The following is a 23,938-nucleotide window of genomic DNA, read 5'->3' on the forward strand; positions in this document are numbered from 1 at the left end:
GGAGGCGCACCCCGCCCGGGAGGAGCCAGTGACCTCGGCCGTCTCGCCGCGCCTGGTGGGCGACACGCTCGCCCGGGCCGTCGCGGCCCTCCGGCTGCACCCCACCCCCCGCGGGCACGTCCTCGCCAACTGGCGGGTGCTCGCGGAGGCCGGGGAGCACGACCTCGACGCCGCCCGCCTCGCCGAGGCCCACCTCGACGCCGCCACGATCACCGACGAGCTCGGCGGCGCGGTGGTCGAGGCCGGGTCGCTGTGGGGGGTGTGGGCGGCCGGCAGCCCCGAGACCGCGCTGCACGCGACCCCCGACGGCAGCGGCTGGTACCTCACCGGCCGCAAGCCGTGGTGCTCCGGGTCCGACCGCTGCACCCACGCGCTCGTCACCGCCACCGCCCCCGACGGCGACCGGCTGTTCGCCGTCGACCTCCGCGCCTCGGACGAGATCCGCAACGGCGACCCGTGGCGCGGCGTCGGCATGCGCGACAGCGGCACCGCCACGGTCCGCTTCACCGCGACCCGCGCGTACCCGGTCGGCGGGCCCGGCACCTACCTGGACCGGCCGGGCTTCTGGCACGGCGCCGTCGGCGTCGCCGCCGCCTGGTTCGGCGGCGCGGTCGGCGCGGCGGCCCCGCTGCGCGACCGCCTGGCGAGCGGGCGCGGCGACGAGCACGACGCGGCCCACCTCGGGCGCGTGGACGCCGCCCTCGCCGCGGCCGCCGCGGTGCTCCGGGAGGACGCAGCCGAGATCGCCGCCCCGGGCGCCCCGACCGAGCCGGTGGCGCGCGCCCGCCGTCGGGCGATCCGTGCCCGGGCGAGCGTGGAGGACGCCGTCGAGACGGTGCTGCGCAGCACCGGCCGCGCGACCGGTCCCCGCCCGCTCGCCTTCGACGCCCACCACGCGCGCCACGTCGCCGACCTCGAGGTCTTCGTCCGCCAGAGCCACGCCGAGCGGGACCTCGCGGCCCTCGGCCACCTCGCCTCCGAGGTCGACGGCGACCGCGCGGACGGGGTCCGCCTGTGACCCGGGACCTCACCGGACCGGGCACCGCCGAGGCGCGCTGGCGCGACTCGGCCTTCCTCGCCGCCCTGCCCCGCGTCGCCCCGGCCGACGTCCGGCCGTCCGGGCGGGCGGTGGTCGTCGCACCGCACCCCGACGACGAGACCCTCGGCGCGGGCGGGACCCTCGCGGCCTGGGCGTCGGGGGCCGAGCCGCTCGACCTCGTCGTGGTGGCCGTGACCGACGGCGAGGCCAGCCACCCCGACAGCCCGACCCTGGGCCGCGAGGAGCTCGCCGTGCGCCGCGACGAGGAACGACGGCGGGCGCTGGCGGCGCTGGGGCTCGACGACGCGGCGCCGGGAGACGCGGCGCCAGGGGATGTCACACCGGCAGACGCGGCGCCGCGGCGCTCGACCGTGACCGTCGTGCGCGCCGGGCTGCCCGACGGCGGCGTCGCCGGGCACCGCGGCGCGCTCACCGAGGTCCTCGACGACGTGCTGCACCCCGGGGACACCGTTCTGGCCCCGGTGACCGGGGACGGGCACCCCGACCACGACGTCGTGGCCGAGGTCGCCGCCGACGCCGCGGACCGCCACGGGGTGGCGCTGTGGCGCTACGCCATCTGGCTGTGGCACTGGGCGGACCCGCTGACGACCGACGACGCGGGCACCCCGGCGGTGCCGCACGACGACGCGGTCGCGGTGACGCTGCCGGAGGCGGCGCTGCGCGCCAAGCAGGACGCGGTCGCGTGCTTCACCACGCAGGTGCAGCCCCTCTCGGCGGACCCCCGTGACGCCTCGATCCTCCCGCCGGAGGTGCTGGCCCGGCTGCTGCGGGACGTCGAGGTGCTGTGGAGGACGGGGCCGTGACCGACGGGGTGAGCACCCGGCACACCGGCTCGGTGGGGACGGCCTACTTCGACCGGCTCTGGGGCGACGAGGACGACCCGTGGGGCCTGGAGTCGTCCTGGTACGAGGAGCGCAAGCGCGCGGTGGTGCTCGCGGCGCTCCCCGACCCCCGGTACCGCCGCGCCTTCGAGCCCGGGTGCGCCGGCGGTGCGCTCTCGGTCCTCCTCGCGCCGCGCTGCGACGAGCTGGTGTGCACCGACCTGGCGCGGGAGGCCGTCGAGCGGGCCCGCACGCGGCTGGCCGACCGGCCCCACGCCCGGGTCGAGCAGGCCGCGGTCCCGCACGCCCTGCCGGACGGGCCGTTCGACCTCGTCGTGGTCTCCGAGCTCGCCTACTACTTCGACGCCGCCGACCGCGCCGCGCTGTGGGCCGGCGTCCGCGACCGGCTCGAGCCCGGCGGGACGCTGCTCGCCGTGCACTGGATCCGGGCGGCGCCGGAGTACCCCGTCGAGGGCGACGCGGTGCACGACGAGCTCGCCCGGGTCGAGGGACTGGCCCGGGTCGCCGAGCACCGCGAGGCCGACTTCCGGCTCGACGTGCTCGCCCGCGTCCCTCCCGGGCCCCGCTCCGTCGCCCAGCGGGTGGGGCTGCGGTGACCCGACCGCTGCCCGTCCTGGGGGTCGTCGTCCCCGCCCACGACGAGGAGGACCTGCTCGGCGGGTGCCTCGACGCGCTGGCCCGCGCGACGCGCTGGGTCGCCGAGCGGGCCCTCGTGCGCACCGTCGTCGTCCTCGACGCCTGCCGGGACCGCACCGCCGACGTCGCGCGGGCGCACGGCGTCGAGACCGTGACCATCGGCGACCGGTGCGTCGGGCGGGCCCGCGACACCGGGGTCCGCGCGCTGCTCGACGGCCCCGGCCCGTCCCCGGGGTGGCTCGCCACCACCGACGCCGACTCGCGGGTGCCCCCCGACTGGCTGCTCGCCCAGCTCGAGGCGTGGGCCCGGCCGGCCGACGCGCGGGTGGGCGCGGTCTACGTCGAGGACTGGGGCGAGCAGGCGTCCGGGGCCCGGCACTGGTTCGCCGACGTCTACGACGTGGCCGGCGACCCGCACCCGCACGTCCACGGCGCCAACCTCGGGGTGCGGGCGAGCGCCTACCGCGCGTGCGGCGGGTTCCCCGCGCTGGCGTCCGGCGAGGACGTCGCGCTCGTGGCCGCCCTCGACGCCGGGGGCCGCGTGGTCCACCGCACGCGGCGCAGCCCGGTGCTCACCAGCGGGCGGCGGATCGCGCGGGCCCAGGACGGCTTCGCCCGCCGGCTCACCGAGCTCGACGGTTTCGACGGGCTGGACGGGCTGGACGGGCTCGGCCGGGGCGCCCAGTACGCGGGATGAGCCCAGTACGCGGGATGACGGGGTAGGCCCCCGTCAGAGCTCCGCGCGCCGGGTCGCGATCGTCTCCGCGATGTCGCGGATCTTGATGTTGAGGTCCTGGGAGGCGCGGCGCAGGACGTCGAAGGCCTCGTCGGCGGACGCGCCGCGGCGCTCCATGAGGATGCCCTTGGCCTGCCCGATGACGTCCCGCGACTGCAGCGCCTCGGTGAGCTGGGCGGTCCGCAGCTTCTCCGCCTCCAGGTTGCGGGCGGCGTGCAGGGCGACCGCCGCGTGCGAGGCGAGGATGAGCATCGCGTCCTCGTCGACGTCGGAGAGCCCGGCCGGACCGCGGAAGTAGTAGTTCAGCGCGCCGAGACGCGGCGGGTCGCCGCCCGGGAACATGCCGGTGGAGCACAGCGCGGTGAACCCGAGGTCGACGACCCGCGGGCCGAAGTGCGGGTAGCGCTCGTCGTGGGCGAGGTCGGTGCTGGCGGTGAACCCCGTGCTCGACGTGGCGGTGGCCTCCACGCAGGGACCCTCGCCGGTCTCGTACTGGATGCCGTCGGCGCGGGTGGCGAGCGGGTCGGTCTCGGTGGGTGTGTGGAACGTCCCGTCGGACTCCCGGAGCGTCACCGACACCATGGCGGCGGGCACGATCGCCGCCGCGCGGCGCACGACCCGCTCGAGCACGCCCACGACCCCGGTCTCCGGCGGCACCGTGAACAGGTCGCGGCTCAGCCCGACGAACTCCGCGGCCAGCGGGCCCAGGTCGGGTGTCACGTGCACCGACACCGACCCCGCGCCCCGCGCGTCGTCGCCTCCCCCGGCCTCGTGCTCGACGAAGCGCGAACGGGCTGCCTGCCACTCCTCCTCGGTCGCCATGGTCATCGCGGTACCCCCCGGACAGGCCCGTCACGCCTGCCCGGGGAAGCGTCGGGACCCCGTCACGACCCCCGGAATTCGGGATTCCACGTGTGGCCCGCGCGGTCGACCGGGTAGCTCCGGATCACCACTGGTTGCTGACCCGGGTTGGAAGCCGGTGCAGGTCCTCGCCGGTGCAGACCGGGCCGCCGGCGGGGCCGACCTCTTCGAGCTCCCCAGGAGGACACCACCGATGAGCGCGTCCACCACCCGACCGCGCCTCGCCCATCCCGCCGAGCGGCACCCGAACGCGGACGGCGCCGGCCGGTCGGCCTCCTGAGCCGCCCGGTGAGCGCTGCGGGCCTCCGGGGCGAGCACCCCCACCCCGACGCCGTCGAGCAGGCCGACCGTTCCGGACGCGCCCGGCTGCGCCTCGCCGCGCGCTGGCTCTTCGGGATGGGCGTGATGACGTGGAGCTACCTGCGTGAGCCGGTCCCCATCCGGCGTCACGAGGAGCGCGGCGACGACGGCGACCAGCCGCCGGAGGTGCCGGACGCGCTGCTCGACGGCCGGTCGCAGCCGGCGGAGAGCGGGCACGGCCCGCTCTACCACCGGCGCTTCTGGGTCTGCGTCGACCGCCCGCGGCTGGCGGCGCGGGACCTCATGGACCGGGTGCAGCGCGACCTGACGCTGCTCCTGCCCAGCGAGGTCGCGGCGGTCTCGCCGCGGCACGACCCGCCGGTCCTGCCGCGGCCCGGCGACGAGTTCGTCGTGCGGATGCCCGGCCCCTGGGACGGGCCGGTGCGGGTCGTCCACCGCGACGACCTCCGGCTGCGGCTCGCGACGCTGTCCGGGCACCTCGAGGCCGGGCAGATCGAGTTCCGTGCGGTCGACGAGGACGACGGCTCGGTGCGCTTCGAGATCGAGACGTGGGCCCGGCCAGCGACGGCGGCGGTGCGCCTGCTCTACACCGACCTGCGGGTGGCCAAGGAGATGCAGCTCTACATGTGGGTCCGGTCGTGCGAGGCGGCGGCCGGGATCGCCGGGGGCAGGGTCCACGACGGGGTCAACGTCCTGACGAGGCGGGTCGAGACCGCCCCGCACGGCCGCCGTCGGCCGTGTCCCCCGCCGCGCTCCTGAGCGCTCCCGCGCCGGTGAGGTTCGTCGCTGCGGCGGCGGCGTTTTCGCAGGCCGGGCCCGGGAAGCCCAGCGCATGAGCGACACACCGCTGCAGGGCCGCACCGTGGGCTTCCTGTGCGCCGAGGAGGGCACCGAGCAGGTCGAGCTGACCGAGCCGTGGAGGGCCGTCGAGGAGGCCGGCGGCACGCCGGTGCTCATCTCGGAGACCACCGGCTCGATCCAGGCCTTCCACCACCTCGACAAGGGCGACCGGTTCACCGTGGACGCGGTCGTGAGCCAGGTGAAGACCGACAACTACGACGCGTTCGTCCTGCCCGGCGGTGTCGCCAACCCCGATCTGCTGCGCACCATCCCGAACTTCGTGCGCCTGGTCGGCGAGGCGTTCGCGACCGGCACCCCGGTCGCCGCGATCTGCCACGCGCCGTGGCTGCTCATCGAGGCCGACGTCGTCCGCGGGCGCCGGCTGACCTCCTTCCCCAGCCTGGCGACCGACCTGCGCAACGCGGGCGCCCAGTGGGTCGACGAGGAGGTCGTGGTCGACAACGGGCTGGTCACCAGCCGCACCCCCGACGACCTCCCTGCGTTCTGCCGGACGCTCGTCGAGCAGTTCTCGCAGTCCCGCAAGGACGCCGAGGTCCATGCGGCCGAGGTCCGATAGGTGCGCTCCGCGCTGGTGAGCAGAAAGTGTCGCCATACCGACACTTTCTGCTCACGAGGCCGAAAGGCCACCTAGGCAGGGGTGAGGGGGGTCCCCGCCGGCCTCCGGGGCGGGGCGAGGCGCTCGAGGACGACGAGGTCGTCGGCGAGCCACCCGAGCCACCCCCACGCGTCGACCAGGCGCAGCACCCGCACCGGGTGCTCCGTCCGGTCCGGGAGATCGGCCACCGCGCGCAGGCCGGCGCGCACGAAGCCCGCGGGCGGGGCCGGGACCTGGTGCGGATCGTCGCCCTCGGTGCGGAGCACCACCGCCCAGCGCTGGTAGCGGTCGACGACGACGTCGACGTCGGCGCGCAGCCGGGCGGTGAGGGCGGGCCACGGCGCGGCCTCGTCGGGCCCCGGGGGCTCGGCCAGCGCACTGCGCGCGCCCCGGCTGACCCGGTGGACGACGCCGAGCACCACCAGCCAGTCGAGGTCGTGCCCGCGGGTGGGGCCGCGCTCGGAGCGGAACTGGGTGTAGGTCGCCTCGTAGCGGGCGAGCCCGACCGCCATCGTCGCGAGCCGCTGCGTCACCACGCTGCGCGGCGCCGCGCCGGCGAGCCAGTCGGTGGTGCCGTCGACGAGCTCGGCGGCGTCGGAGAGGCAGAGCGCCGCCGCGCGGCGCACCTCGCCGTGCCCGCCCCGCGGCCACACCGCGGCCCCGACGACGAGGCCGATCACCGCGCCGAGCAGCACGTCGAGGACGCGCTCCGGACCGAGCTCCCACGTCGGCGGCGACAGCTGCGCGAAGAGCACGGCGACGACGAGGGTGAAGCAGGCCTGCGCCGCGATCGCCCCCGCGATGCGCCCCGAGGCCACCGCCACCACGACGACGACCGGCACCAGGGCCGCCGTCGCGACCGGGTGGGGGCCGACGAGCAGCACGAGCCCGACCGCGAGGGCGCCGCCGATCGTCGTGCCGATCACCGCGGGGGGCAGGGCCGCCCGGGTCGAGGCCGACGAGGTGCGCATCAGCGTCAGCGTGGCCAGCAGCACCCAGAACCCGTGGGCCACGTCGAGCTCCCCGGCCACGAGCCGGGCGATCGCCAGCCCGACCCCGAGCCGCAGCGCGTTCTGCAGGTACACCGAGCGCAGCGTCAGGTGGCAGCGCAGCCGGCGCCACCACAGCAGCAGCGGTGACGCCCCGGCGTAGGAGAAGGGCCCGCGCGCCGGGTCGTCGCCCGGGGTCACCGACTCCGGGACCGGCTGCGAGGGCAGCAGCACCACGTGCGTCGCGAGCACGACGATGCGCTGCTCCTCGGCGATCTGCGAGGCCGCCACCGCCGTCTCGGCCTCCTGCACCGTCCCCTCGCCGGGACCCAGGAGCTGCACCGCGCGCAGCCGGCGGGCGGTGAAGGCGGCACGCGCGGCGTCCAGCCCCTCGAGGCCGGGCGGGACGTGGTGGCCGCCCAGGGCGGCGGCCACCTCGTGCAACGAGGCGGCGATCGCGGCGAGCAGCGCCGTCGGCGCCTCCGGGTCGGTGCCGGACGGGTCGGTCAGGGCCGCCGGCGCCAGCTCCTCGAGGGCCACGACCCGGCTGTGCAGGGCGCGCAGCGCGGCCGCGAGGTGGGTGAGCCCCCGATCGGCGGCGCCCGGACCGGTGGGGCGTTCGTCCACCGGGACGCCGGCGAGCCGGAGCCGCTCGGCGGCCCACGCCGAGTCCCGCCGGGCGCGGGCGAGCGCCGCCTCGCCGTCGGGGCCGTCGCAGTGCCGCAGGGCCTCGAGGTGCACGGCGAGCGTCCGGGCGGCGGTCGCGGTCCGCCGGGCGAACGGCAGCGGCGCGGCGGGCGGCAGGAGGAAGCGGTCGGCGAGGGCGAGCAGCCCGGTGCCGATCACCAGCCCGGCGAGGCGCAGCGGCAGCTGGTCGGGCTCGAACGGCGGGAACGACGGCAGGATGTAGAGCAGGTGCAGGCCGACCACCACGCCCGCGGCGCGGGGACCCCCGAGGGCCAGCAGGGCGACCAGGACGCCGGCGACGAGCACGCCCGCCGTCGCCGCCCACGTGTTCACCGCGAGGAGCGTGCCCACGCTGACCAGGACGAGCCCGGCGAGGCAGCAGGCCGCGATCGTCCGGGTGCGCTGGGCCGGGGTGCCGCTGATGTCGGAGAACACGCCGAAGCCGAGCACGCCGAAGACGGCGTAGACCGCCACCGTCGGCTCGTCGAACGCGTAGCGGCACACGAGGAAGCCGATCGACGCGGCGACCGCGATCCGCACCGCCCGGCGGGTGGCGGCCAGGCCGGGGTCGCGGCGCAGCAGCCAGCGCAGGAGGCGCCGCCCGGACCGGTGGCGCGCGGGAGCGTCGAGCACCCGGTCATCGTGGCGCCGGGACGGGCCTCCCCGGAAGCCCCGGGCCGCTCACCCGGTGCGGGGCGGCCGGTGACCGAGCCCCCGCGCGACGGCGAGCGCCGTCGCGCGCACCACCGGCACGTAGGCCTGCGGGGGCGCGGCGCCGGCCGGGACGACGACCGAGACGGCCGCCAGGGTCTGCCCGAGCCCGTCGCGCACCGGCGCCGCGACCGACGACACCGGGGCCGGGGACGACCGCGCGAACACCGCCACCTGCCGTCGTCGGACGTCCTCGAGCCGGCCGCGGACCCGGTCCGCGGCCGGCGGGTCCAGCCGGTCCAGCACGCGGGCGGCGACCGGGGCGGGCGCTCCGGCGAGCAGCACCAGACCGACCCCGGTGTCGTGCAGCGGCATCCGGCCGCCCACCCGGTAGTCGATCTCGACCGCGCCGCGGGAGGAGAGCCGCTCGACCAGCAGCGCCTCGTCGCTCTCACGCACGGCGAGCAGGACGTGCTGCCCGGAGACCTCGTGGAGGTCCTCGAGGTAGGGCAGCGCCACCTCGCGCAGCCCGTGGCTGCGCGGCGCGAGCGAGGCGATCTCGAACAGGCGCAGCCCGACGACGTAGCGCTCGTCGGGGTCCTTCTCCAGCGCACCCCAGGCCAGCAGGTGGCCGGCGAGCCGGAACGTCGTCGAGAGCGGGATGCCCGTCCGGCGGGCGAGGTCGGCCAGGCCCAGCGCCCGGGTGGTCGGCGTCGAACGCCGCGAGCAGGGCGAGGGCGCGCGCGACGACGGGTGCCCCGGCCGGGGGCCGCTTGCCCCGGCGCACCGGCGCGTCCATCGCGCGAGCCTGTCATGCCGGTCAATGGCATGGTCAGCCCGCGGGCGGGGTGCGGGTCCCATGCTCGGCCGTGCCGGACCGCCGTCGATCCGACCCTCCGGAGGACACGTTGACCGCAGAGTTCGCCACGCCCGGCCCGTCGCCCCTGCCGGGCACGCCGCTCCCCTACGTGCTGGAGGCCGGGGAGGGCGAGCGAGCCCACCTGTTCGACCAGCTCTTCACCGTGCTGCTCTCCGGCGACGAGACCGACGGCCAGTTCGGGGTCTTCACCATGGAGGCGCCGAAGGGCCGGGCGATCCCGGTGCACTCCCACACGGGAGTCCACGAGATCTTCTACGTGCTCGACGGCAAGGTGCGCGTCGTCGTCGAGGACGGTGACGGCGGGACGCTCGACGAGGTCCTGACGACGGGCGACTTCGGTTACGTGCCCGCCGGGCACCGGCACACGTTCCGCGTCGAGTCCCACCGGGCCCGCACCCTCGGGGTGAACACCGGCGGGTTCGAGCGGTTCTTCGGCGCCGCCGGGGAGCGCACGGCGTCGCGCATGCCCCCGGCCCGACCGGTGGTGCCCTCGCCCGAGCAGCTCGGCGAGGCCGCCCGCGCCTACCGCAACGAGTTCCACCTCGATGCCCACCTCCTCGACTGAGACGGTCCCGGCCCCGGCCGCCGCACCGCTCCCGGCGCCCGTCCGGGACGGCGGGCTGGTGACCTGGCGGGCCGTCGAGTACGCCGTCGTCCCCGGCTACCGCCCGCTGCTGCTCGACCTCGTCCGGCCCGCGTCGACGGCCGAGGTCCCGCTGGTGGTGTTCGTCCACGGCGGGGGCTGGCAGGTCGGGAGCCGGTCGGGGATGGGCCCGATGTTCGCCGACTGGTCGCCGTCGCCGTTCGCGGAGCTCGCCGCCAGCGGGTTCGCCGTCGCCTCGCTCGACTACCGGCGGCTCAGCGGGGAGGCCCGCTTCCCCGCGCCCCTCGACGACGTCCGCGCCGGCCTGACCTGGCTCGCCGCGCACCGCGGCGAGCTCGGGCTGGCCGGTCGGACCGCCCTGTGGGGCGAGTCGGCCGGCGGGCACCTCGCCGCCCTCGCCGCCCTGACCGGGTCTGCACCGACCGGGCCCGGGGTCACCGCTCGGGGCGAGGTGGCCGCCGTCGTCGACTGGTACGGCCCGGCCGACCTCACCACGATCGCCGCCGACGCCGCCGCCTCGGGCCGCTCGATCACCGACCCCGGCGCGCCCGGCTCCCGCGAGTCGCTGCTGCTCGGCGGACCGGCCGCCGAACGTCCCGACGTGGCCCGCGCCGCCAGCCCGGTCGCCCAGGTCCGGCCCGGGGCGCCGCCGTTCCTGCTCGTGCACGGCGCCGCCGACCGGTTCGTCCCGACGCGGCAGTCCGAGCGCCTCGCGGCGGCGCTGCGCGATGCGGGCGCCCCGGTCCGCCTGGAGCTCGTCGAGGGCGCGGACCACCTGTGGCTCGGCGACCCGGGCCTCGCCCGCGCCGCCTTCGACGGTGCCGTCGCCTTCCTGGCCGAGCACCTCCTCCCCTGACCTCCGCCCGGCGCGTCGTCCCCCCACGTCAGGAGACCGGTCGATGTCCGGTTACCCCGTGCTGATCGCCGGCGGCGGGCCCGCCGGGCTCGCCGCGGCGCTCGAGCTGGCCCGCGCCGGCGTGCGGTGCGCGGTGGTCGAGCCCCGCACCGAGGTGACGAGCGACCGGCCCCGCGCCAAGACCACCAGCGCCCGCACCATGGAGCTCTTCCGCCGCTGGGGCCTCGCCGACCGGGTCCGCCGGGCGACCCCGGTGCCGGTGTCGTGGGCGCAGGACGCGGTGTTCTGCACCCGCCTGACCGGCCGCGAGATCACCCGGTTCCGGAACGCGTTCGCGATGCACGACGAGCGCCGCGACGAGGTGGCCGAGTCCGGCCGCCAGATCCCGCAGCCCGTCGTCGAGCAGCTGATGCGCGACGCCGTCGCCGAGGCACCCGGCGCCGACCTGCTGCTGGGGCACCGGGTGCTCGCCGCCGACGACGGCGGCGACGGCGTCGTCGTGCGGGTCGCGACGCCGTCGGGCGGCGAGGTCGAGGTGCGCGCGGAGTACCTGCTCGGGTGCGACGGGGCCGCGGGCGTCACCCGCGACGCCGTCGGGGCGCACTACGAGGGCCGCCACGGCGAGCTGCCGAACCTCAACGTCACCTTCGACGCGCCGGGTCTGGAGGACCTCGTGTGCGCCCGCGGCGTGCACTACTGGGTGCTCGGGACCGACGCCGCCGGGATCGTCGGGCGGATGGACCTGGACGGCACGTGGTGGACCGTCGCCCAGGGGGTGCGCTCCGGCGTCGACCCCGAGGCGCTCGTGCGCCGGCTCGTCGGGCCCGCGGGTGCCGGGCTGGACCTCACGGTGCGGGCCACCGACCCGTGGTCGGCGCGGATGCTGCTCGCCGACCGGTACCGGGGCCGGCGGACGTTCCTCGTCGGGGACGCCGCGCACCTCACCCCGCCGTGGGGCGGGCACGGCTACAACACCGGCGTCGGCGACGCGGTCAACCTCGCGTGGAAGCTCGGCGCGGTCCTGCACGGCTGGGCCGGCCCGGCGCTGCTCGACACCTACGAGCCCGAGCGCCGCCCGGTCGCTGCGCGCACGATCGACGCCGCCGGCGCGCAGGACTCCCGCCTCGCCGGGTCGTTCGCCCACCCCGAGCTGGACCTCGACGGGCCGGTCGGCGAGCGGCGGCGGGCGGCGGTGGCCCGGGACGTGGCCGTGAAGCGCGGCGAGTTCCACAGCCTCGGGCTCGTCCTGGGCTACCACTACGCCGACTCCCCCGCCGTGGTCGACGACGGCTCCCCGGTCCCGCCCTCGGCATCGATCGGCTACCACGGTTCCGCCCGTCCGGGCGCCCGCCTGCCCCACCGGTGGCTGCCCGACGGGTCCTCGCTCTACGACCACCTCGGCGCCGGATTCACGCTGCTGCGCCTCGACGCGCGCGCGGACACCGGGCCGGCGCGCGTCGCCGCGGCGTCGTCCGCCGTCCCGTTCACGGTGCTCGACGGCGCGGGGCTGGGCGTGGACGACGCCGAGGCGTACGGCGCCCCGCTGCTGCTGGTCCGGCCCGACCAGCACGTCGCGTGGCGCGGCGACGACCCCGCCGCGGCGGCCGCCGCCCTCGACGTCGCCCGTGGGTGGGCTCCGCGCGCGAACGCGCTCCGCTGACCATTCCGGCGTCCGACCCACGCGGATTCGCGTGCGAATGCACGTGAATGGTCACGAGAGAATCACCTGGACGTCGTTTGTGTCGATGTGGACAGTCCGCGGTTGAGCTCCTCGAGCTCGAGTGTGCGCGCGCCCTCGGTGAGCGTGATCGACTCGATGACGCCGAAGTTCACGAGGATGATCGATTCGTCGTTCACCTGCAGACGGTGGACCTTCGCCTCCTCGACGAGGCCCTGGAGGTGGCGGGCGACCTCCTCGAGCGGCTCCTCGTACTTCAGGGTCAATGGGAACTGCGGCAGGGAGACGTACACGGTCATGCTCGCGCTCCTCGGTACAGGCCGTTCGGCGCAGAAGTTGCTCTGGTTGCGCCAAGCGGTGCGGTGGCTCCCGTGATTCTATGGGGATTGAATCTTCCTCATGGGCGCGGATCGGGGAGTGCGGCATGGAGATCGACGGCATCCCGGTGGTCGAGTCGACCGAGGAACGCGGCTACTCGTGGCGCTGGGACGACCCCCGCGGGTTCGAGTCGGAGATTCTCTGGGACCGCCAGATCGGCTATCTGACGCTCGGCACCCGCGTGCCCCCGGGCGGCTGGACGCACTCCACCCTCGACGCCGCCCGCTGGGGCCACGCCCGCAACATCATCGAGGCCCGCACCGTCGTCGAGCGCTACGTCACGCACGCCACGGCGAAGCCCGCCTGAGGCGCTGACGCCACATCCACACCGGGTCGCCCCCCCGCGCCGGCTCGCATGATCACGAGCACGCAGGGCATGACCGCGAGCCCGGAGGACTGCGCTACGTGCCCCTCGCCCGAGGGCCCCTACCCGGCTTGATGATCACGAGCACCTGAGGCTGGCCAGCGAGCCCGCCGGGCTGCCTCACGTGCCCCTCGCCGACGCCGCCCCGCCCCGGCCGCGCGCTCCGATGATCACGAGCACCTGGGGCAGGTCCGTGAGCCGGGTCGGCCGGGCCGTGCCGGGTGAGCGGCGCCGTCCTGGCGTCAGATGCCAGGAACGTGCCATTGCCGCCATCCCAGGTCCGAGGCGCCACCTGAGGCAAGCCCGCGAGCCCGCCCGGCGGCCTCGGGCAACCCTCGACGAACCCGGCGACGTCCCGCGTCCCGCACCCATTGACGCTGCCCTCCACGCGTGCCTACAGTCCGCGCCAGTTGATATATCAGTCGTCGCCGCAGTGTGGAGCAAGCCGATGTCAACGACGGTCGCCCACCCCGTGGGCCTGCACGGACCGATGGTCCTCCGCCGCTCCCTGGCCGAGACCGACCCCGAGATCCACGCCGCGATCGGGCGGGAGAACACCCGCCAGGAACGGACGCTCGAGATGATCGCGAGCGAGAACGCGGCACCGGCGGCCGTGCTCGAGGCGCAGGGCTCGGTGCTCACCAACAAGTACGCCGAGGGCTACCCCGGGCGGCGCTACTACGGCGGGTGCGAGCACGTCGACGTGGTCGAACAGCTCGCGATCGACCGGGTCACCGACCTCTTCGGCGCCGAGTACGCGAACGTCCAGCCGCACTCCGGGGCGCAGGCCAACGCGGCGGTGATGGCCGCCCTGCTCGAGCCGGGCGACCGGATCCTCGGGCTGGACCTCGCCCACGGCGGTCACCTCACCCACGGCATGCGGAACAACTTCTCCGGCCGGCTCTACGATGTCGCCGCCTATCACGTGCGCGAGTCGGACCAGCGGGTCGACATGGACGAGGTGGCCCGGCTCGCCCGGGAGCACCGGCCGAGGCTGATCGTCGCCGGCTGGTCGGCCTACCCCCGCCACCTGGACTTCGCCGCGTTCCGGCGCATCGCCGACGACGTCGGGGCCTTCCTGATGGTCGACATGGCGCACTTCGCGGGCCTCGTCGCCGCCGGCCTGCACCCCTCCCCCGTGCCGCACGCGCACGTGGTCACCTCGACGACGCACAAGACCCTCGGCGGGCCCCGCGGCGGCTTCGTCCTCGCCGCGGCGGACCTCGCGAAGAAGCTCGGTTCGGCCGTCTTCCCCGGCCAGCAGGGCGGGCCGCTCGAGCACGTGATCGCCGCCAAGGCGGTGGCGTTCAAGCTCGCGGGCGAACCGGAGTTCCGGGAGCGCGCCGAGCGCACCCTCGCCGGCGCGCGGATCGTCGCCGAGCGCCTGCTCGCCGAGGACGGGGTCGGCGTCGTCTCCGGCGGCACCGACGTGCACCTCGTGCTGGTCGACCTGCGCCACCACACCCTCGACGGCAAGCAGGCCGAGGACCGGCTGCACCGCGTCGGGATCACGGTCAACCGCAACGCCGTCCCGTTCGACCCGCGGCCCCCGATGGTCAGCTCCGGGCTGCGCATCGGCACCGCGGCCCTGGCCACCCGCGGGTTCACCGCCGACGGCTTCCGCGAGGTCGCCGAGGTCATCGCGCTCGCCCTGCGCGCGGAGGTCTCCGAGGTCGAGCTCGACGCCCTGAGCTACCGCGTCGCCGCGCTGGCCGACCGCCACCCCCTCTACCCGGAGCTGCTGCCGTGACCCCCACGACCACCCCGCAACACTTCTCCGGGCTGGGCGCCCACCTCCCCGAGCACCCCGAGCACCTCTGGCGCAACCCCGAGCCGAAGCGCTCCTACGACGTCGTCATCGTCGGTGGCGGCGGCCACGGCCTCGCCACCGCCCACTACCTGGCCCGCAACCACGGGATCACGAACGTGGCGGTGCTGGAGAAGGGCTGGCTCGCCGGCGGCAACATGGCCCGCAACACCACCCTGATCCGCTCGAACTACCTCTGGGACGAGTCCGCCGGGATCTACGAGCACGCGCTCGAGCTCTGGGAGGGCCTCGAGGAGGACCTCGGCTACCCGATCCTGTTCAGCCAGCGCGGCGTGCTCAACCTCGCCCACACCGAGCAGGACGTCCGCGACTCCGTTTGCCGCGTCGAGGCCAACCGCCTCAACGGGGTCGACGCCGAGTGGCTCGGCCCCGACGAGGTCGCGAAGGTCTGCCCGATCGTCAACGTCTCGTCCGACATCCGCTACCCGGTGCAGGGCGCGACGTTCCAGCCCCGCGCGGGCATCGCCAAGCACGACTACGTCGCCTGGGGCTTCGCCCGCCGCGCCGACCAGGCCGGGATCGACCTCCTCCAGCACTGCGAGGTCACCGGCTTCACCACCGACGGCGACCGCGTGACCGGACTGCGCACCACCCGCGGCGACATCGCCTGCGGCACCGTCGCCCTCTGCGCCGCCGGGCACACCTCGGTGCTGCTCGACCAGCTGGGCATCGCGGCCCCGTTGCAGTCGCACCCGCTGCAGGCCCTCGTCTCCGAACTGCTCGAGCCGGTGCACCCGACGATCGTCATGTCCAACGCGGTGCACGTGTACGTCTCGCAGGCCCACAAGGGCGAGCTGGTGATGGGCGCGGGCATCGACGCCGCGACCGGCTACGGCCAGCGCGGCTCCTTCTCGATCATCGAGCGCCAGATGGCCGCCGCCGTCGAGCTCTTCCCGGTGTTCGCCCGGGCGCACCTGCTGCGCAGCTGGGCCGGCGTCGTCGACGTGACCCCCGACGCCAGCCCGATCATCGGGCGCACCCCCTACGACAACGTCGTCCTCAACTGCGGCTGGGGCACCGGCGGCTTCAAGGCGACGCCGGGGCTGGGCTGGTGCCTGGCCCACACGATCGCCCACGGCGAGCCGCACCCGCTCGTCGCGCCGTTCGGCCTCGACCGCTTCACCACCGGCGCGCTCGTCGACGAGCACGGCGCCGCCGCCGTGGCCCACTGATCCGGCTGCGCACTAGGAGACTCCCGTGCAACTCATCCGCTGCCCCTGGTGCGGTCCCCGCGAGGAGACCGAGTTCCACCCCGGTGGCCCCGCCACCGTCCCCTACCCGGCCGACCCGGCCGCGCTCTCCGACGCGGACTGGGCGCGGTTCGTCTTCGTCCGCCCCAACCCGAAGGGCCCCTCCCGCGAGTGGTGGGCGCACAGCGCGGGCTGCCGCCGCTGGTTCGCCGCGGAGCGCGACACCCGCACCCACCGCTTCACCGGCCCGATGACGGCGGGTGCCCCGTGAGCCGCGTCGACAGGTACGGCTGGGCGATCGACCGCGGGCGCACGGTGACCGTCACGGTGAACGGCCGCACCCTCACCGGCCACCCCGGCGACACCCTCGCCTCGGTCCTGCTCGCCCACGACGTCGTCGCGCTCGGCACGAGCGTGAGGTACGGCCGGCCCCGCGGGATCGGCGCCGCCTGGACCGAGGACCCGACCGGCCTGGTCCAGGTCGAGGAGCCCTTCCCCGAGCCGATGCTGCTCGCGTCCACCGTCGAGCTCGCCGAGGGCCTCGTCGCCCGCGGCGTGAACGGGCGGGGGCGCCTCGCCCAGGTCCCCGACCACGCCCGCTACGACCGCCGCCACACCCACTGCGACGTGCTCGTCGTCGGTTCCGGTCCGACCGGACTGACTGCCGCCCGGCGGGCCGCCCGCGCCGGGCAGGACGTCGTGCTCGTCGACGACCGCCCCGACCCCGGCGGCACGCTCACCGGCACCGAGCGGATCGACGGGCGCGGGTCGCGCGAGTGGGTCGCCGACGTCGTCGCCGAGCTCGCGGCGCACCCCCGCGTCACCCACCTGCAGCGCACCACCGCGTTCGGCCACTACGACGACGGATTCGTCCTCGCCCTCGAGCGGCGCACCGACCACCTCGGGATGCAGGCGCCGCAGCACCGGGCCCGCCAACGGGTCCACCGGATCCGGGCCGGTCGGATCGTGCTCGCGACCGGCGCGATCGAGCGCCCGGTGGTGTTCGAGGACGCCGACCGGCCGGGCGTCATGCTCGCCTCGGCCGCGCGGGACCTGCTGCACCGCCACGGCGTGCTCGCCGGCCACGACGTCGTCGTCGCCACCACCGACGACGCCGCCTACGCCGTGGCGCTCGACCTCGCGGCCGCCGGCGCCCGGGTTGAGGTGCTCGACGCCCGCGCCGCGGTCCCGGCGGGGTGGGCCGGACGCTGTGCCGCGGCCGGCGTCGTCTTGACCCCCGCGACCACGCCCCGCGGCACCCACGGCGATCCCGACACCGGCCGCGTCACCGCGGTGCTCGCGGGCGACGACCGCCGCGAGATCCCCTGCGACCTGCTGCTCGTCTCCGGCGGCTGGACCCCGGCGGTGCACCTGTTCAGCCACGTCGGGGGCGCGCTGTCCCACGACGCGGCCCTGGGCGCCGCCGTGCCCGGCGAACGGCTCGCGGGCGTCGAGGTCGTCGGCGCCGCGAACGGCACCCTCGACCTCGCGGCCGGGCTGCGCGAGGCCGGCGGCGACACCGCACCGGTCGCCGAGGAGGAGCCACGCACGCCGCCGCTGGTGCTGTGGCGCACCGCGGGCGACCCGGCCCGCCAGTTCGTGGACCTCGCCCGCGACGCCACCGTCGCCGACATCGCCCGCGCCGTCGGTGCCGGCATGCGCCACCTCGAGCACGTCAAGCGCTACACGACGATCGGCACCGCCCACGACCAGGGCAAGACCTCGGGGGTGCTCGCGGCGGGCATCACCGCCGAGCTCACCGGGCGCCCGGTCGAGGCCCTCGGCACCACGACGTTCCGGCCGCCGTACACCCCGGTCGCCTTCGCCGCGCTCGCCGGGCGCGAGCGCGGCGATCTCTACGACCCGGTGCGCACCACCGCGATCCACGACCGCCACGTGCGGGCCGGCGCGGTGTTCGAGGACGTCGGGCAGTGGCGCCGACCGCGGTACTACCCCCGCTCCGGCGAGGACATGGCCGCGGCGGTGCTGCGCGAGTGCGCGACGGTGCGCGGCGCCGTGGGCATGCTCGACGGCTCCACCCTGGGCAAGATCGACGTCCAGGGCCCGGACGCCGCGGTGCTGCTCGACCACCTCTACACGAACCTCGTCAGCACGCTGCGCGTCGGCCGCGTCCGCTACGGCGTCATGTGCGGGCACGACGGGATGGTCGTCGACGACGGCACCGTGCTGCGGCTCGCCGAGGACCGCTTCCTGGTCACGACGACGACGGGCAACGCGGCCGCCGTCCTCGACCGCGCCGAGGAGTGGATCCAGACCGAGCGGACCGACCTGCGGGTGCGCCTCACCTCGGTGACCGACCACTGGTCGGTGTTCGCCGTCGCCGGGCCGCGCGCACGACACGTCGTCGGGCGCGCCTTCCCGGGCGTCGACATCTCGAACAGCGCGTTCGGCTTCATGAGCTGGCTCGACACCGCGCTCGACGGCGTCCCGGTACGACTGGCCCGCATCTCGTTCTCCGGGGAGCTGGCCTACGAGGTCAGCGTCGCCTCGACGCACGGGCCCGCGCTGTGGGACCGGCTCGTGGCCGCCGGCGGCCCCGAGGGCATGACGCTCTACGGCACCGAGACGATGCACGTCCTGCGCGCCGAGAAGGGCTACCCGATCATCGGGCAGGACACCGACGGCACCGTCTCGCCGCACGACCTCGGACTGGGCTGGGCGGTGTCGGCGAAGAAGGCCGACTTCGCCGGGAAGCGCTCCTTCGCCCGCGCCGCGAACACCGACCCGGCCCGCAAGCAGCTCGTCTCGCTGCTGCCCACCGACGCGGCGACGACGCTGCCCGAGGGCTCGCAGATCGTCGACTTCCGCGACGACGGGGTGCTCCCGCCGCCGCCCGTCCCGATGCTCGGCCACGTCACCTCGAGCTACCACAGCGCCGAGCTCGGCCGGCCGTTCGCGCTCGCGCTGCTCCGGGGCGGACGCGACCGCGTGGGCGAGGTGGTGCACGTGCCGGTCGGCGCGTCCCTCGTCCCGGCCCGCATCGGCGGCACCGTCCTGGTCGACCCCGAAGGAGCGCGCCGCGATGGCTGACACCCTCGTACCCACCCACCCGCTGGAGCGCTACCTCCCCGTCCTCGCCGCGCTCACCGAGGAGCTGGCCGCCGTCCCCGGCGTCGACCTCGCGCTCGGGCTCCTCCCGACGACGGCGGCCGTCGACCTGCGCCTCGACGCGCGCGAGGCGACCACGCCCGACGTCGTCGGGACCCTCGGAGGACGGCTGCCGAGCACCCCGAACACGTGGACCACGCTCGACGACGGCGAGGGCCGGGCCCTCTGGCTCGGCCCGGACGAGTGGCTGCTGGTCGCCGACCGGCCCGCCGGGCCGTGGGAGGACGCGCTGCGCGCGGTCGTCGGGCCGCGCGGTGGCGCGGCCGTCGACGTCTCCGCCCAGCGCACCGGGTTCACCCTGCGCGGCGCCGACGCCCGCGAGCTGCTCGCCCTCGGTTGCGCGCTGGACCTGCGGCCGGCGTCGTTCCCGCCCGGGTCCTGCGCCCAGACGCTGCTGGGGCAGGCCGGGGTGCTGCTCGTCGCGGTGGACACCGGCGTCGACGTCCTCGTCCGCAGGTCGTTCGCCGACTACCTCGCCGCCTGGCTCCTCGACGCCGCCGAGGAGTTCCGTCCGATCCCCGCCGGGGAGGGAGACCGAGCATGAGCACGCTGACCACGCCGCGCGTCGTCATCATCGGAGCGGGGATCGTCGGGGCGAACCTCGCCGACGAGCTCACCGCCCGCGGCTGGCACCGGGTCACCGTCCTGGACCAGGGGCCGCTGCCGCTGCCGGGCGGCTCCACCTCGCACGCCCCCGGCCTGGTGTTCCAGACCAACGCGTCGCGGACGATGAGCGCGTTCGCGAGCTACACCGTCGAGAAGTTCCTCGCGCTCGGCGGGGCGCCGTCCGACGGCGACTGGTGCTTCAACCAGGTCGGCGGCCTCGAGGTCGCGACGACGCCGGAGCGGCTCGCCGACCTGCACCGCAAGCACGGCTGGGCGATGTCGCGGGGCATCCCCGCCGAGGTGGTCGACGTCGCCGAGTGCACCCGGCTGCACCCGCTGCTCGACCCCGACCGCATCCTGGGCGGCCTCCACACCCCCACCGACGGGCTGGCCAAGGCCGCCCGTGCGGTCGCGGCGCTGATCCGGCGGGCGGAGGGCCGCGGCGCGGTGTTCCGCGGGTCGGTGCGCGTCACCGGCGTCACGCAGCACGGCGGGCGGGTCACCGGGGTGACCACCGATGCGGGCGAGGTCCCGGCCGACGTCGTCGTGACCTGCGCCGGGTTCTGGGGCCGGGAGGTCGGGGCGATGGTCGGGATGCGGGTGCCGCTGCTGCCGCTCGCGCACCAGTACGCGTTCACCGGGCAGGTATCCGAGCTGGTGGGCCGCACCGACGAGGCGGTCGAGGCCCGGCTGCCGATCCTGCGCCACCAGGACCAGGACCTGTACTACCGCGAGCACCACGACCGGCTCGGCATCGGCTCCTACGCCCACCGCCCGATCCCGGTGTCGATGGCGGAGCTGCCCGAGGTCGACGAGGTCTCGGCGGCCCGGCAGCCCTCGATGCTGCCGTTCACCGAGGACGACTTCGCGGCGTCGTGGGAGCAGAGCCGGCAGCTGCTGCCCGCGCTGGCCGACACCAAGGTCGAGACCGGTTTCAACGGCGTCTTCTCCTTCACCCCCGACGGCGGGCCGCTGATCGGCGAGTCGCCCGACGTCGCCGGGTTCTGGCTCGCCGAGGCGGTGTGGGTGACGCACTCGGCCGGTGTGGCCCGCGCCGTGGCGCAGCTGCTCGTCGACGGGCGCAGCGAGCTCGACCTGCACGGGTGCTCGGTGCACCGCTTCGACCCGTGCGAGACCACCGACGCGTTCGTCGCCGAGACCGCGCAGCAGAACTTCGTCGAGATCTACGACGTGGTGCACCCGCTGGCGCCGCGGCTCTCGCCGCGCGGGGTGCGGGTGAGCCCGTTCCACGCGCGGCAGCGGGAGCTGGGGGCGGTGTTCGGCGAGGCGCACGGCTGGGAGCGCCCGCAGTGGTTCGAGGCCAACGCCGCGCTGGTCGCCGACCCGCCGGTCGAGTGGCAGCCGCCGACGCGCGACGCCTGGTCGGCGATGTTCCACTCCCCGATCGCGGCCGTCGAGGCGTGGCGGACGCGCACCGCGGTGGCGATGTACGACATGACGTCGCTGACCCGCGTCGAGGTCACCGGGCCCGGCGCCGTCGCGTTCCTCGACCGGCTGACGACCGGGAAGGTCGACAAGTCGGTCGGGTCGGTGACCTACACGCTGCTGCTCGACGACGCGGGCGGGATACGCAGCGACGTCACGGTCGCCCGGCTCGGACCCGAGTTCTTCCAAGTCGGCGTGAACGGCCCGCTCGACGTCGACCACCTGCGGCGCGAGGCGCCGGCCGACGGCTCGGTCGGAGTCCGGGACGTCACCGGCGGCACCTGCTGCGTGGGGGTGTGGGGTCCGCTGGCCCGCGACCTCGTCGCGCCGCTCTCGGGCGACGACTTCTCGGACGAGGGCTTCGGGCGGTTCCGGTGCCGGCGGGCGGACGTCGGCGGCGTCCCGGTGGTGGCGATGCGGGTCTCCTACGTCGGCGAGCTCGGCTGGGAGCTGTCCACCGACGCGCAGTACGGGCAGCGGCTCTGGGACGTGCTGTGGGAGGCCGGCCAGGGGCTCGGGGTGGTCGCCGCGGGGCGGGCCGCGTTCTCGAGCCTGCGCCTGGAGAAGGGCTACCGCGCGTGGGGCAGCGACATGACCACCGAGCACGACCCGTACGAGGCCGGGGTCGGCTTCGCGGTGCGGCCGGCGTCGAAGGGCTGGTTCGTCGGGCGCGACGCGCTGGCCGGCCGGGACGCGTCGACGGTGACGCGGCGCCTCACCTGCCTGACCGTCGACGACGGCCGCAGCGTGGTGCTCGGCGGGGAGCCGGTGCTGGTGGACGGCTCGCCGGCGGGCTATGTCACGTCGGCCGCGTTCGGGCACACCGTCGGCCGGCCGATCGCCTACGCGTGGCTGCCCGCGGGGCTCGAGGTCGGGACGCCGGTGGACATCCGGTACTTCGGCCAGGACGTGCGGGCGACGGTGGCGGCGGAGCCGTTGGTCTGAGTCTCTCGTGTGTGCGTCCCGGCGCTCCGGGTGGACCCGTACGGCTGCCGCGAGAGCCTTGCGGGTCCACTCGGCACCGGTGCCGGCCGCGGGGTTCGACCGAGTGGGCGCCCAGGGCTGCCGCGGGAGCCGTACGGGCCCACTCGGCACCGCCGCCCCCTCGGCAGCCCACCGAGTGGACCCCCAGGGCTGCCGCGGGAACCGTACGGGCCCACTCGGCAGCGCCGCCCCCTCGGCAGCCCACCGAGTGGACCCCCGGGCCGGCCCCGCCGCGCCTCAGCCCCGGTCGAGCGCGCGAGCGAGCTCGGCCAGCAGGCGCGGGAGCCGGCCCGCGCAGGGCGGGCACACGCAGTCCGCGCCGTGCACCGCGAGCCGGTCGGCCACGCGGAAGGCCTCGTCGAGGCCCGGCGCCGCCAGGGCGTCCGGGACCGCGTCGGGCTCGTCGGGGATCGTCATCGTCTCGTCCTTCTCGTACGGGTCAGCGGGGGTGGCCGACGCGGGTGCGCACCCAGTCGTGGAACTCGCCGATGTGGTGCTCGCTGGGCACCAGCACCCCGCCACGGGCGTAGGAGCGGGAGTCCATGGAGACCTGGCAGCGCTCGCAGGCGTCGAAGTCCTGCTGGTTGACGCGGTGGAAGAGCTCCACCGAGCGGTCGAGGTCGGCGCCCGAGGCCACCACCTCGGGCAGGTAGAGCCAGTCGCAGCGCACGATCGTGCGGTCCGCCGAGACCGGGAACATGCGGTGGAACACGACGTGGTCGGGCACGAGGTTGACGAACACCTGCGGGCGCACCGTGATCGCGTAGTACCGCCGGTCCTGGTCCGGCCCGATGCCGGGGAGCCGTCCGAGCCCCGGCGACCCGTCCACGGTGAACCCCTCCACCGAGGCCCCGAACTCCGCGCCGTGGCCGACGAAGTACTGGGCGGCCAGCCCGTCGGCGAACTCCGGCAGCACCTCGGTGAGCTCGGGGTGGATCGTGCCGCAGTGGTAGCACTCCATGAAGTTCTCGACGATCTGCTTCCAGTTGGCCGCGACGTCGTAGGTGATGCGCCGGCCGAGCGCGAGGTCCGCGACCTGGTAGCCGACGATCGCGTCGGGCGAGCCGAGCCGGCCGGTCACGTCGGCCACCACGGTGTCGGAGAAGGGCGGCGGCTCGTCGGCGAGGCAGAGCCACACGTAGCCGAGCCACTCCCGCACGGCCACCCGGTGCAGGCCGAACGCGGCGCGGTCGACGTCGGGCATGTGGGCGATGTTCGGGGCCGTCACCAGCGAGCCGTCCAGACCGTAGGTCCACGCGTGGTACGTGCACTGGAAGGACCGGCGCACCGACCCCTTCTCCGCGGTGCACAGCCGCGCGCCGCGGTGGCGGCAGACGTTCAGCACCGCGTGCACGGCCCCGTCGCGCCCCCGGGTCACGATCACGCTCTCGCGGCCCACCTCGACGGTCTCGAAGTCCCCGGGCGAGGCGAGGTCGCCGGCGCGCACCGCGCAGAACCACCCGGCCTCGAAGACGAGGGCCTGCTCGGCCGCGAAGATCTCCGGGTCCGTGTACCAGCGCCCCGGCAGCGTCTCCCGCAGGCTCGCGGGCAGCTCCCCGCCCACCCCGTCCCCGGTCGCTGCGGCCGCGGTCAGCTCGCTCGTGGTCATCGCGGGGGCACTCCTCGTGAGGTGGAGCTCAACGTGTTGCTCATCGCGCAACGCAGCGCCGTATTGCGCAACCCAGACGATGGGAGAGTACATATCCGCTTGTCAACCGCCACATCGGGCCGACCGACCGTCCGGCGACCAGCGGAA

At 75.9% G+C, this 23,938-nt stretch carries 22 protein-coding genes; 16 read left to right on the plus strand and 6 right to left on the minus strand.

Annotated elements, in window-relative coordinates; genetic code table 11:
• Positions 1-28: 28 nt before the first annotated feature.
• The 4 genes from HH311_RS01775 to HH311_RS01790 are packed head-to-tail and all read left to right on the plus strand — an operon-like array spanning position 29 to position 3,235.
• Entirely contained in the window at positions 29-1,018 is a 990-nt protein-coding gene (locus HH311_RS01775; RefSeq protein WP_211189466.1) for an acyl-CoA dehydrogenase family protein, read from the plus strand.
• Entirely contained in the window at positions 1,015-1,863 is an 849-nt protein-coding gene (locus tag HH311_RS01780; protein ID WP_169181862.1) for a PIG-L deacetylase family protein, read from the plus strand. The genes HH311_RS01775 and HH311_RS01780 overlap by 4 nt, the downstream gene beginning before the upstream one ends.
• Positions 1,860-2,498 carry a bifunctional 2-polyprenyl-6-hydroxyphenol methylase/3-demethylubiquinol 3-O-methyltransferase UbiG gene (locus HH311_RS01785; RefSeq protein ID WP_211189467.1) on the plus strand — a complete coding sequence of 213 codons (639 nt, stop codon included), beginning with the start codon at positions 1,860-1,862 and terminating at the stop codon, positions 2,496-2,498. Before HH311_RS01780 ends, HH311_RS01785 begins: the two co-directional genes overlap by 4 nt.
• The gene (locus tag HH311_RS01790) at positions 2,495-3,235 is read left to right on the plus strand and encodes a glycosyltransferase (protein ID WP_211189468.1); all 741 of its coding nucleotides are present in this window, start codon (positions 2,495-2,497) and stop codon (positions 3,233-3,235) included. The genes HH311_RS01785 and HH311_RS01790 overlap by 4 nt, the downstream gene beginning before the upstream one ends.
• Before the next feature lie 33 nt (positions 3,236-3,268).
• Here HH311_RS01790 and HH311_RS01795 read toward each other — a convergent pair whose 3' ends face one another.
• Positions 3,269-4,096, minus strand: a complete 828-nt coding sequence (locus HH311_RS01795) for a GAF and ANTAR domain-containing protein (protein ID WP_169181863.1) — start codon at positions 4,094-4,096, stop codon at positions 3,269-3,271.
• 327 nt (positions 4,097-4,423) lie between these two features.
• Here HH311_RS01795 and HH311_RS01800 point away from each other — a divergent pair, with 327 nt between their 5' ends.
• Both HH311_RS01800 and HH311_RS01805 read left to right on the plus strand, forming a co-directional pair.
• On the plus strand, positions 4,424-5,215 hold the full coding sequence (locus HH311_RS01800; protein WP_312029878.1) for a DUF1990 family protein: 792 nt from the start codon (positions 4,424-4,426) through the stop codon (positions 5,213-5,215).
• Positions 5,216-5,288: 73 nt separating this feature from the next.
• Entirely contained in the window at positions 5,289-5,873 is a 585-nt protein-coding gene (locus tag HH311_RS01805; protein WP_169181864.1) for a type 1 glutamine amidotransferase domain-containing protein, read from the plus strand.
• A 71-nt stretch (positions 5,874-5,944) separates the two neighbouring features.
• Here HH311_RS01805 and HH311_RS33030 read toward each other — a convergent pair whose 3' ends face one another.
• Complete coding sequence (locus tag HH311_RS33030) at positions 5,945-8,221, minus strand: FUSC family protein (RefSeq protein ID WP_169181865.1); 2,277 nt, start codon at positions 8,219-8,221, stop codon at positions 5,945-5,947.
• A 48-nt stretch (positions 8,222-8,269) separates the two neighbouring features.
• The gene (locus tag HH311_RS01815; RefSeq protein ID WP_248291988.1) at positions 8,270-9,100 is read right to left on the minus strand and encodes an IclR family transcriptional regulator; all 831 of its coding nucleotides are present in this window, start codon (positions 9,098-9,100) and stop codon (positions 8,270-8,272) included.
• Positions 9,101-9,147: 47 nt separating this feature from the next.
• Here HH311_RS01815 and HH311_RS01820 point away from each other — a divergent pair, with 47 nt between their 5' ends.
• Genes HH311_RS01820 through HH311_RS01830 form a run of 3 tightly spaced genes read left to right on the plus strand, consistent with a single transcriptional unit; the run spans position 9,148 to position 12,239 of the window.
• Complete coding sequence (locus HH311_RS01820) at positions 9,148-9,684, plus strand: quercetin 2,3-dioxygenase (RefSeq protein ID WP_169181866.1); 537 nt, start codon at positions 9,148-9,150, stop codon at positions 9,682-9,684.
• Positions 9,665-10,579 carry an alpha/beta hydrolase gene (locus HH311_RS01825; protein WP_169181867.1) on the plus strand — a complete coding sequence of 305 codons (915 nt, stop codon included), beginning with the start codon at positions 9,665-9,667 and terminating at the stop codon, positions 10,577-10,579. The genes HH311_RS01820 and HH311_RS01825 overlap by 20 nt, the downstream gene beginning before the upstream one ends.
• Positions 10,580-10,622: 43 nt before the next feature.
• Positions 10,623-12,239 carry an FAD-dependent monooxygenase gene (locus HH311_RS01830; RefSeq protein ID WP_169181868.1) on the plus strand — a complete coding sequence of 539 codons (1,617 nt, stop codon included), beginning with the start codon at positions 10,623-10,625 and terminating at the stop codon, positions 12,237-12,239.
• Between the two features lie 62 nt (positions 12,240-12,301).
• Here the strand turns inward: HH311_RS01830 and HH311_RS01835 are convergent, their stop codons facing one another.
• Positions 12,302-12,556: a hypothetical protein gene (locus HH311_RS01835; protein ID WP_169181869.1), complete on the minus strand. Its 255-nt coding sequence runs from the start codon at positions 12,554-12,556 to the stop codon at positions 12,302-12,304.
• 125 nt (positions 12,557-12,681) lie between these two features.
• Here HH311_RS01835 and HH311_RS01840 point away from each other — a divergent pair, with 125 nt between their 5' ends.
• The 7 genes from HH311_RS01840 to HH311_RS01870 all read left to right on the plus strand — a co-directional run bounded on the left by HH311_RS01840 (position 12,682) and on the right by HH311_RS01870 (position 22,143).
• Positions 12,682-12,942 (plus strand): hypothetical protein, encoded by a 261-nt coding sequence (locus HH311_RS01840; protein WP_169181870.1) that lies wholly within the window; start codon positions 12,682-12,684, stop codon positions 12,940-12,942.
• A 505-nt stretch (positions 12,943-13,447) separates the two neighbouring features.
• Positions 13,448-14,749: a serine hydroxymethyltransferase gene (glyA, locus tag HH311_RS01845; RefSeq protein WP_169181871.1), complete on the plus strand. Its 1,302-nt coding sequence runs from the start codon at positions 13,448-13,450 to the stop codon at positions 14,747-14,749.
• Entirely contained in the window at positions 14,746-15,999 is a 1,254-nt protein-coding gene (locus HH311_RS01850) for a sarcosine oxidase subunit beta family protein (protein ID WP_396027412.1), read from the plus strand. The genes glyA and HH311_RS01850 overlap by 4 nt, the downstream gene beginning before the upstream one ends.
• A 25-nt stretch (positions 16,000-16,024) precedes the next feature.
• A complete protein-coding gene (locus HH311_RS01855) occupies positions 16,025-16,288 on the plus strand; it encodes a sarcosine oxidase subunit delta (protein WP_169181872.1) in 264 nt (87 codons plus the stop codon).
• On the plus strand, positions 16,285-19,068 hold the full coding sequence (locus tag HH311_RS01860; RefSeq protein ID WP_169181873.1) for an FAD-dependent oxidoreductase: 2,784 nt from the start codon (positions 16,285-16,287) through the stop codon (positions 19,066-19,068). Before HH311_RS01855 ends, HH311_RS01860 begins: the two co-directional genes overlap by 4 nt.
• The gene (locus HH311_RS01865) at positions 19,061-19,690 is read left to right on the plus strand and encodes a sarcosine oxidase subunit gamma (RefSeq protein WP_169181874.1); all 630 of its coding nucleotides are present in this window, start codon (positions 19,061-19,063) and stop codon (positions 19,688-19,690) included. The genes HH311_RS01860 and HH311_RS01865 overlap by 8 nt, the downstream gene beginning before the upstream one ends.
• On the plus strand, positions 19,687-22,143 hold the full coding sequence (locus tag HH311_RS01870; RefSeq protein ID WP_169181875.1) for an FAD-dependent oxidoreductase: 2,457 nt from the start codon (positions 19,687-19,689) through the stop codon (positions 22,141-22,143). Before HH311_RS01865 ends, HH311_RS01870 begins: the two co-directional genes overlap by 4 nt.
• A gap of 276 nt (positions 22,144-22,419) precedes the next feature.
• Here the strand turns inward: HH311_RS01870 and HH311_RS01875 are convergent, their stop codons facing one another.
• Together HH311_RS01875 and HH311_RS01880 are read right to left on the minus strand one after the other, a co-directional pair.
• Positions 22,420-22,599, minus strand: coding sequence for a hypothetical protein (locus HH311_RS01875; RefSeq protein WP_169181876.1), 180 nt, complete (start codon positions 22,597-22,599; stop codon positions 22,420-22,422).
• Positions 22,600-22,621: 22 nt separating this feature from the next.
• A complete protein-coding gene (locus tag HH311_RS01880) occupies positions 22,622-23,791 on the minus strand; it encodes an SRPBCC family protein (RefSeq protein ID WP_169181877.1) in 1,170 nt (389 codons plus the stop codon).
• Positions 23,792-23,938: the final 147 nt, after the last annotated feature.

It is taken from the genome of Actinomycetospora sp. TBRC 11914, assembly GCF_012933465.1.
GTDB lineage: Bacteria > Actinomycetota > Actinomycetes > Mycobacteriales > Pseudonocardiaceae > Actinomycetospora.

Coding starts and splice junctions, on each gene's coding strand:
- HH311_RS01795 (WP_169181863.1), bottom strand. CDS start 4,096: ATGGCGACCGAGGAGGAGTGGCAGGCAGCCCGTTCGCGCTTCGTCGAG.
- HH311_RS01805 (WP_169181864.1), top strand. CDS start 5,289: ATGAGCGACACACCGCTGCAGGGCCGCACCGTGGGCTTCCTGTGCGCC.
- HH311_RS01815 (WP_248291988.1), bottom strand. CDS start 9,100: ATGGGACCCGCACCCCGCCCGCGGGCTGACCATGCCATTGACCGGCAT.
- HH311_RS01825 (WP_169181867.1), top strand. CDS start 9,665: ATGCCCACCTCCTCGACTGAGACGGTCCCGGCCCCGGCCGCCGCACCG.
- HH311_RS01830 (WP_169181868.1), top strand. CDS start 10,623: ATGTCCGGTTACCCCGTGCTGATCGCCGGCGGCGGGCCCGCCGGGCTC.
- HH311_RS01835 (WP_169181869.1), bottom strand. CDS start 12,556: ATGACCGTGTACGTCTCCCTGCCGCAGTTCCCATTGACCCTGAAGTAC.
- HH311_RS01840 (WP_169181870.1), top strand. CDS start 12,682: ATGGAGATCGACGGCATCCCGGTGGTCGAGTCGACCGAGGAACGCGGC.
- glyA (WP_169181871.1), top strand. CDS start 13,448: ATGTCAACGACGGTCGCCCACCCCGTGGGCCTGCACGGACCGATGGTC.
- HH311_RS01865 (WP_169181874.1), top strand. CDS start 19,061: ATGGCTGACACCCTCGTACCCACCCACCCGCTGGAGCGCTACCTCCCC.
- HH311_RS01870 (WP_169181875.1), top strand. CDS start 19,687: ATGAGCACGCTGACCACGCCGCGCGTCGTCATCATCGGAGCGGGGATC.
- HH311_RS01875 (WP_169181876.1), bottom strand. CDS start 22,599: ATGACGATCCCCGACGAGCCCGACGCGGTCCCGGACGCCCTGGCGGCG.
- HH311_RS01880 (WP_169181877.1), bottom strand. CDS start 23,791: ATGACCACGAGCGAGCTGACCGCGGCCGCAGCGACCGGGGACGGGGTG.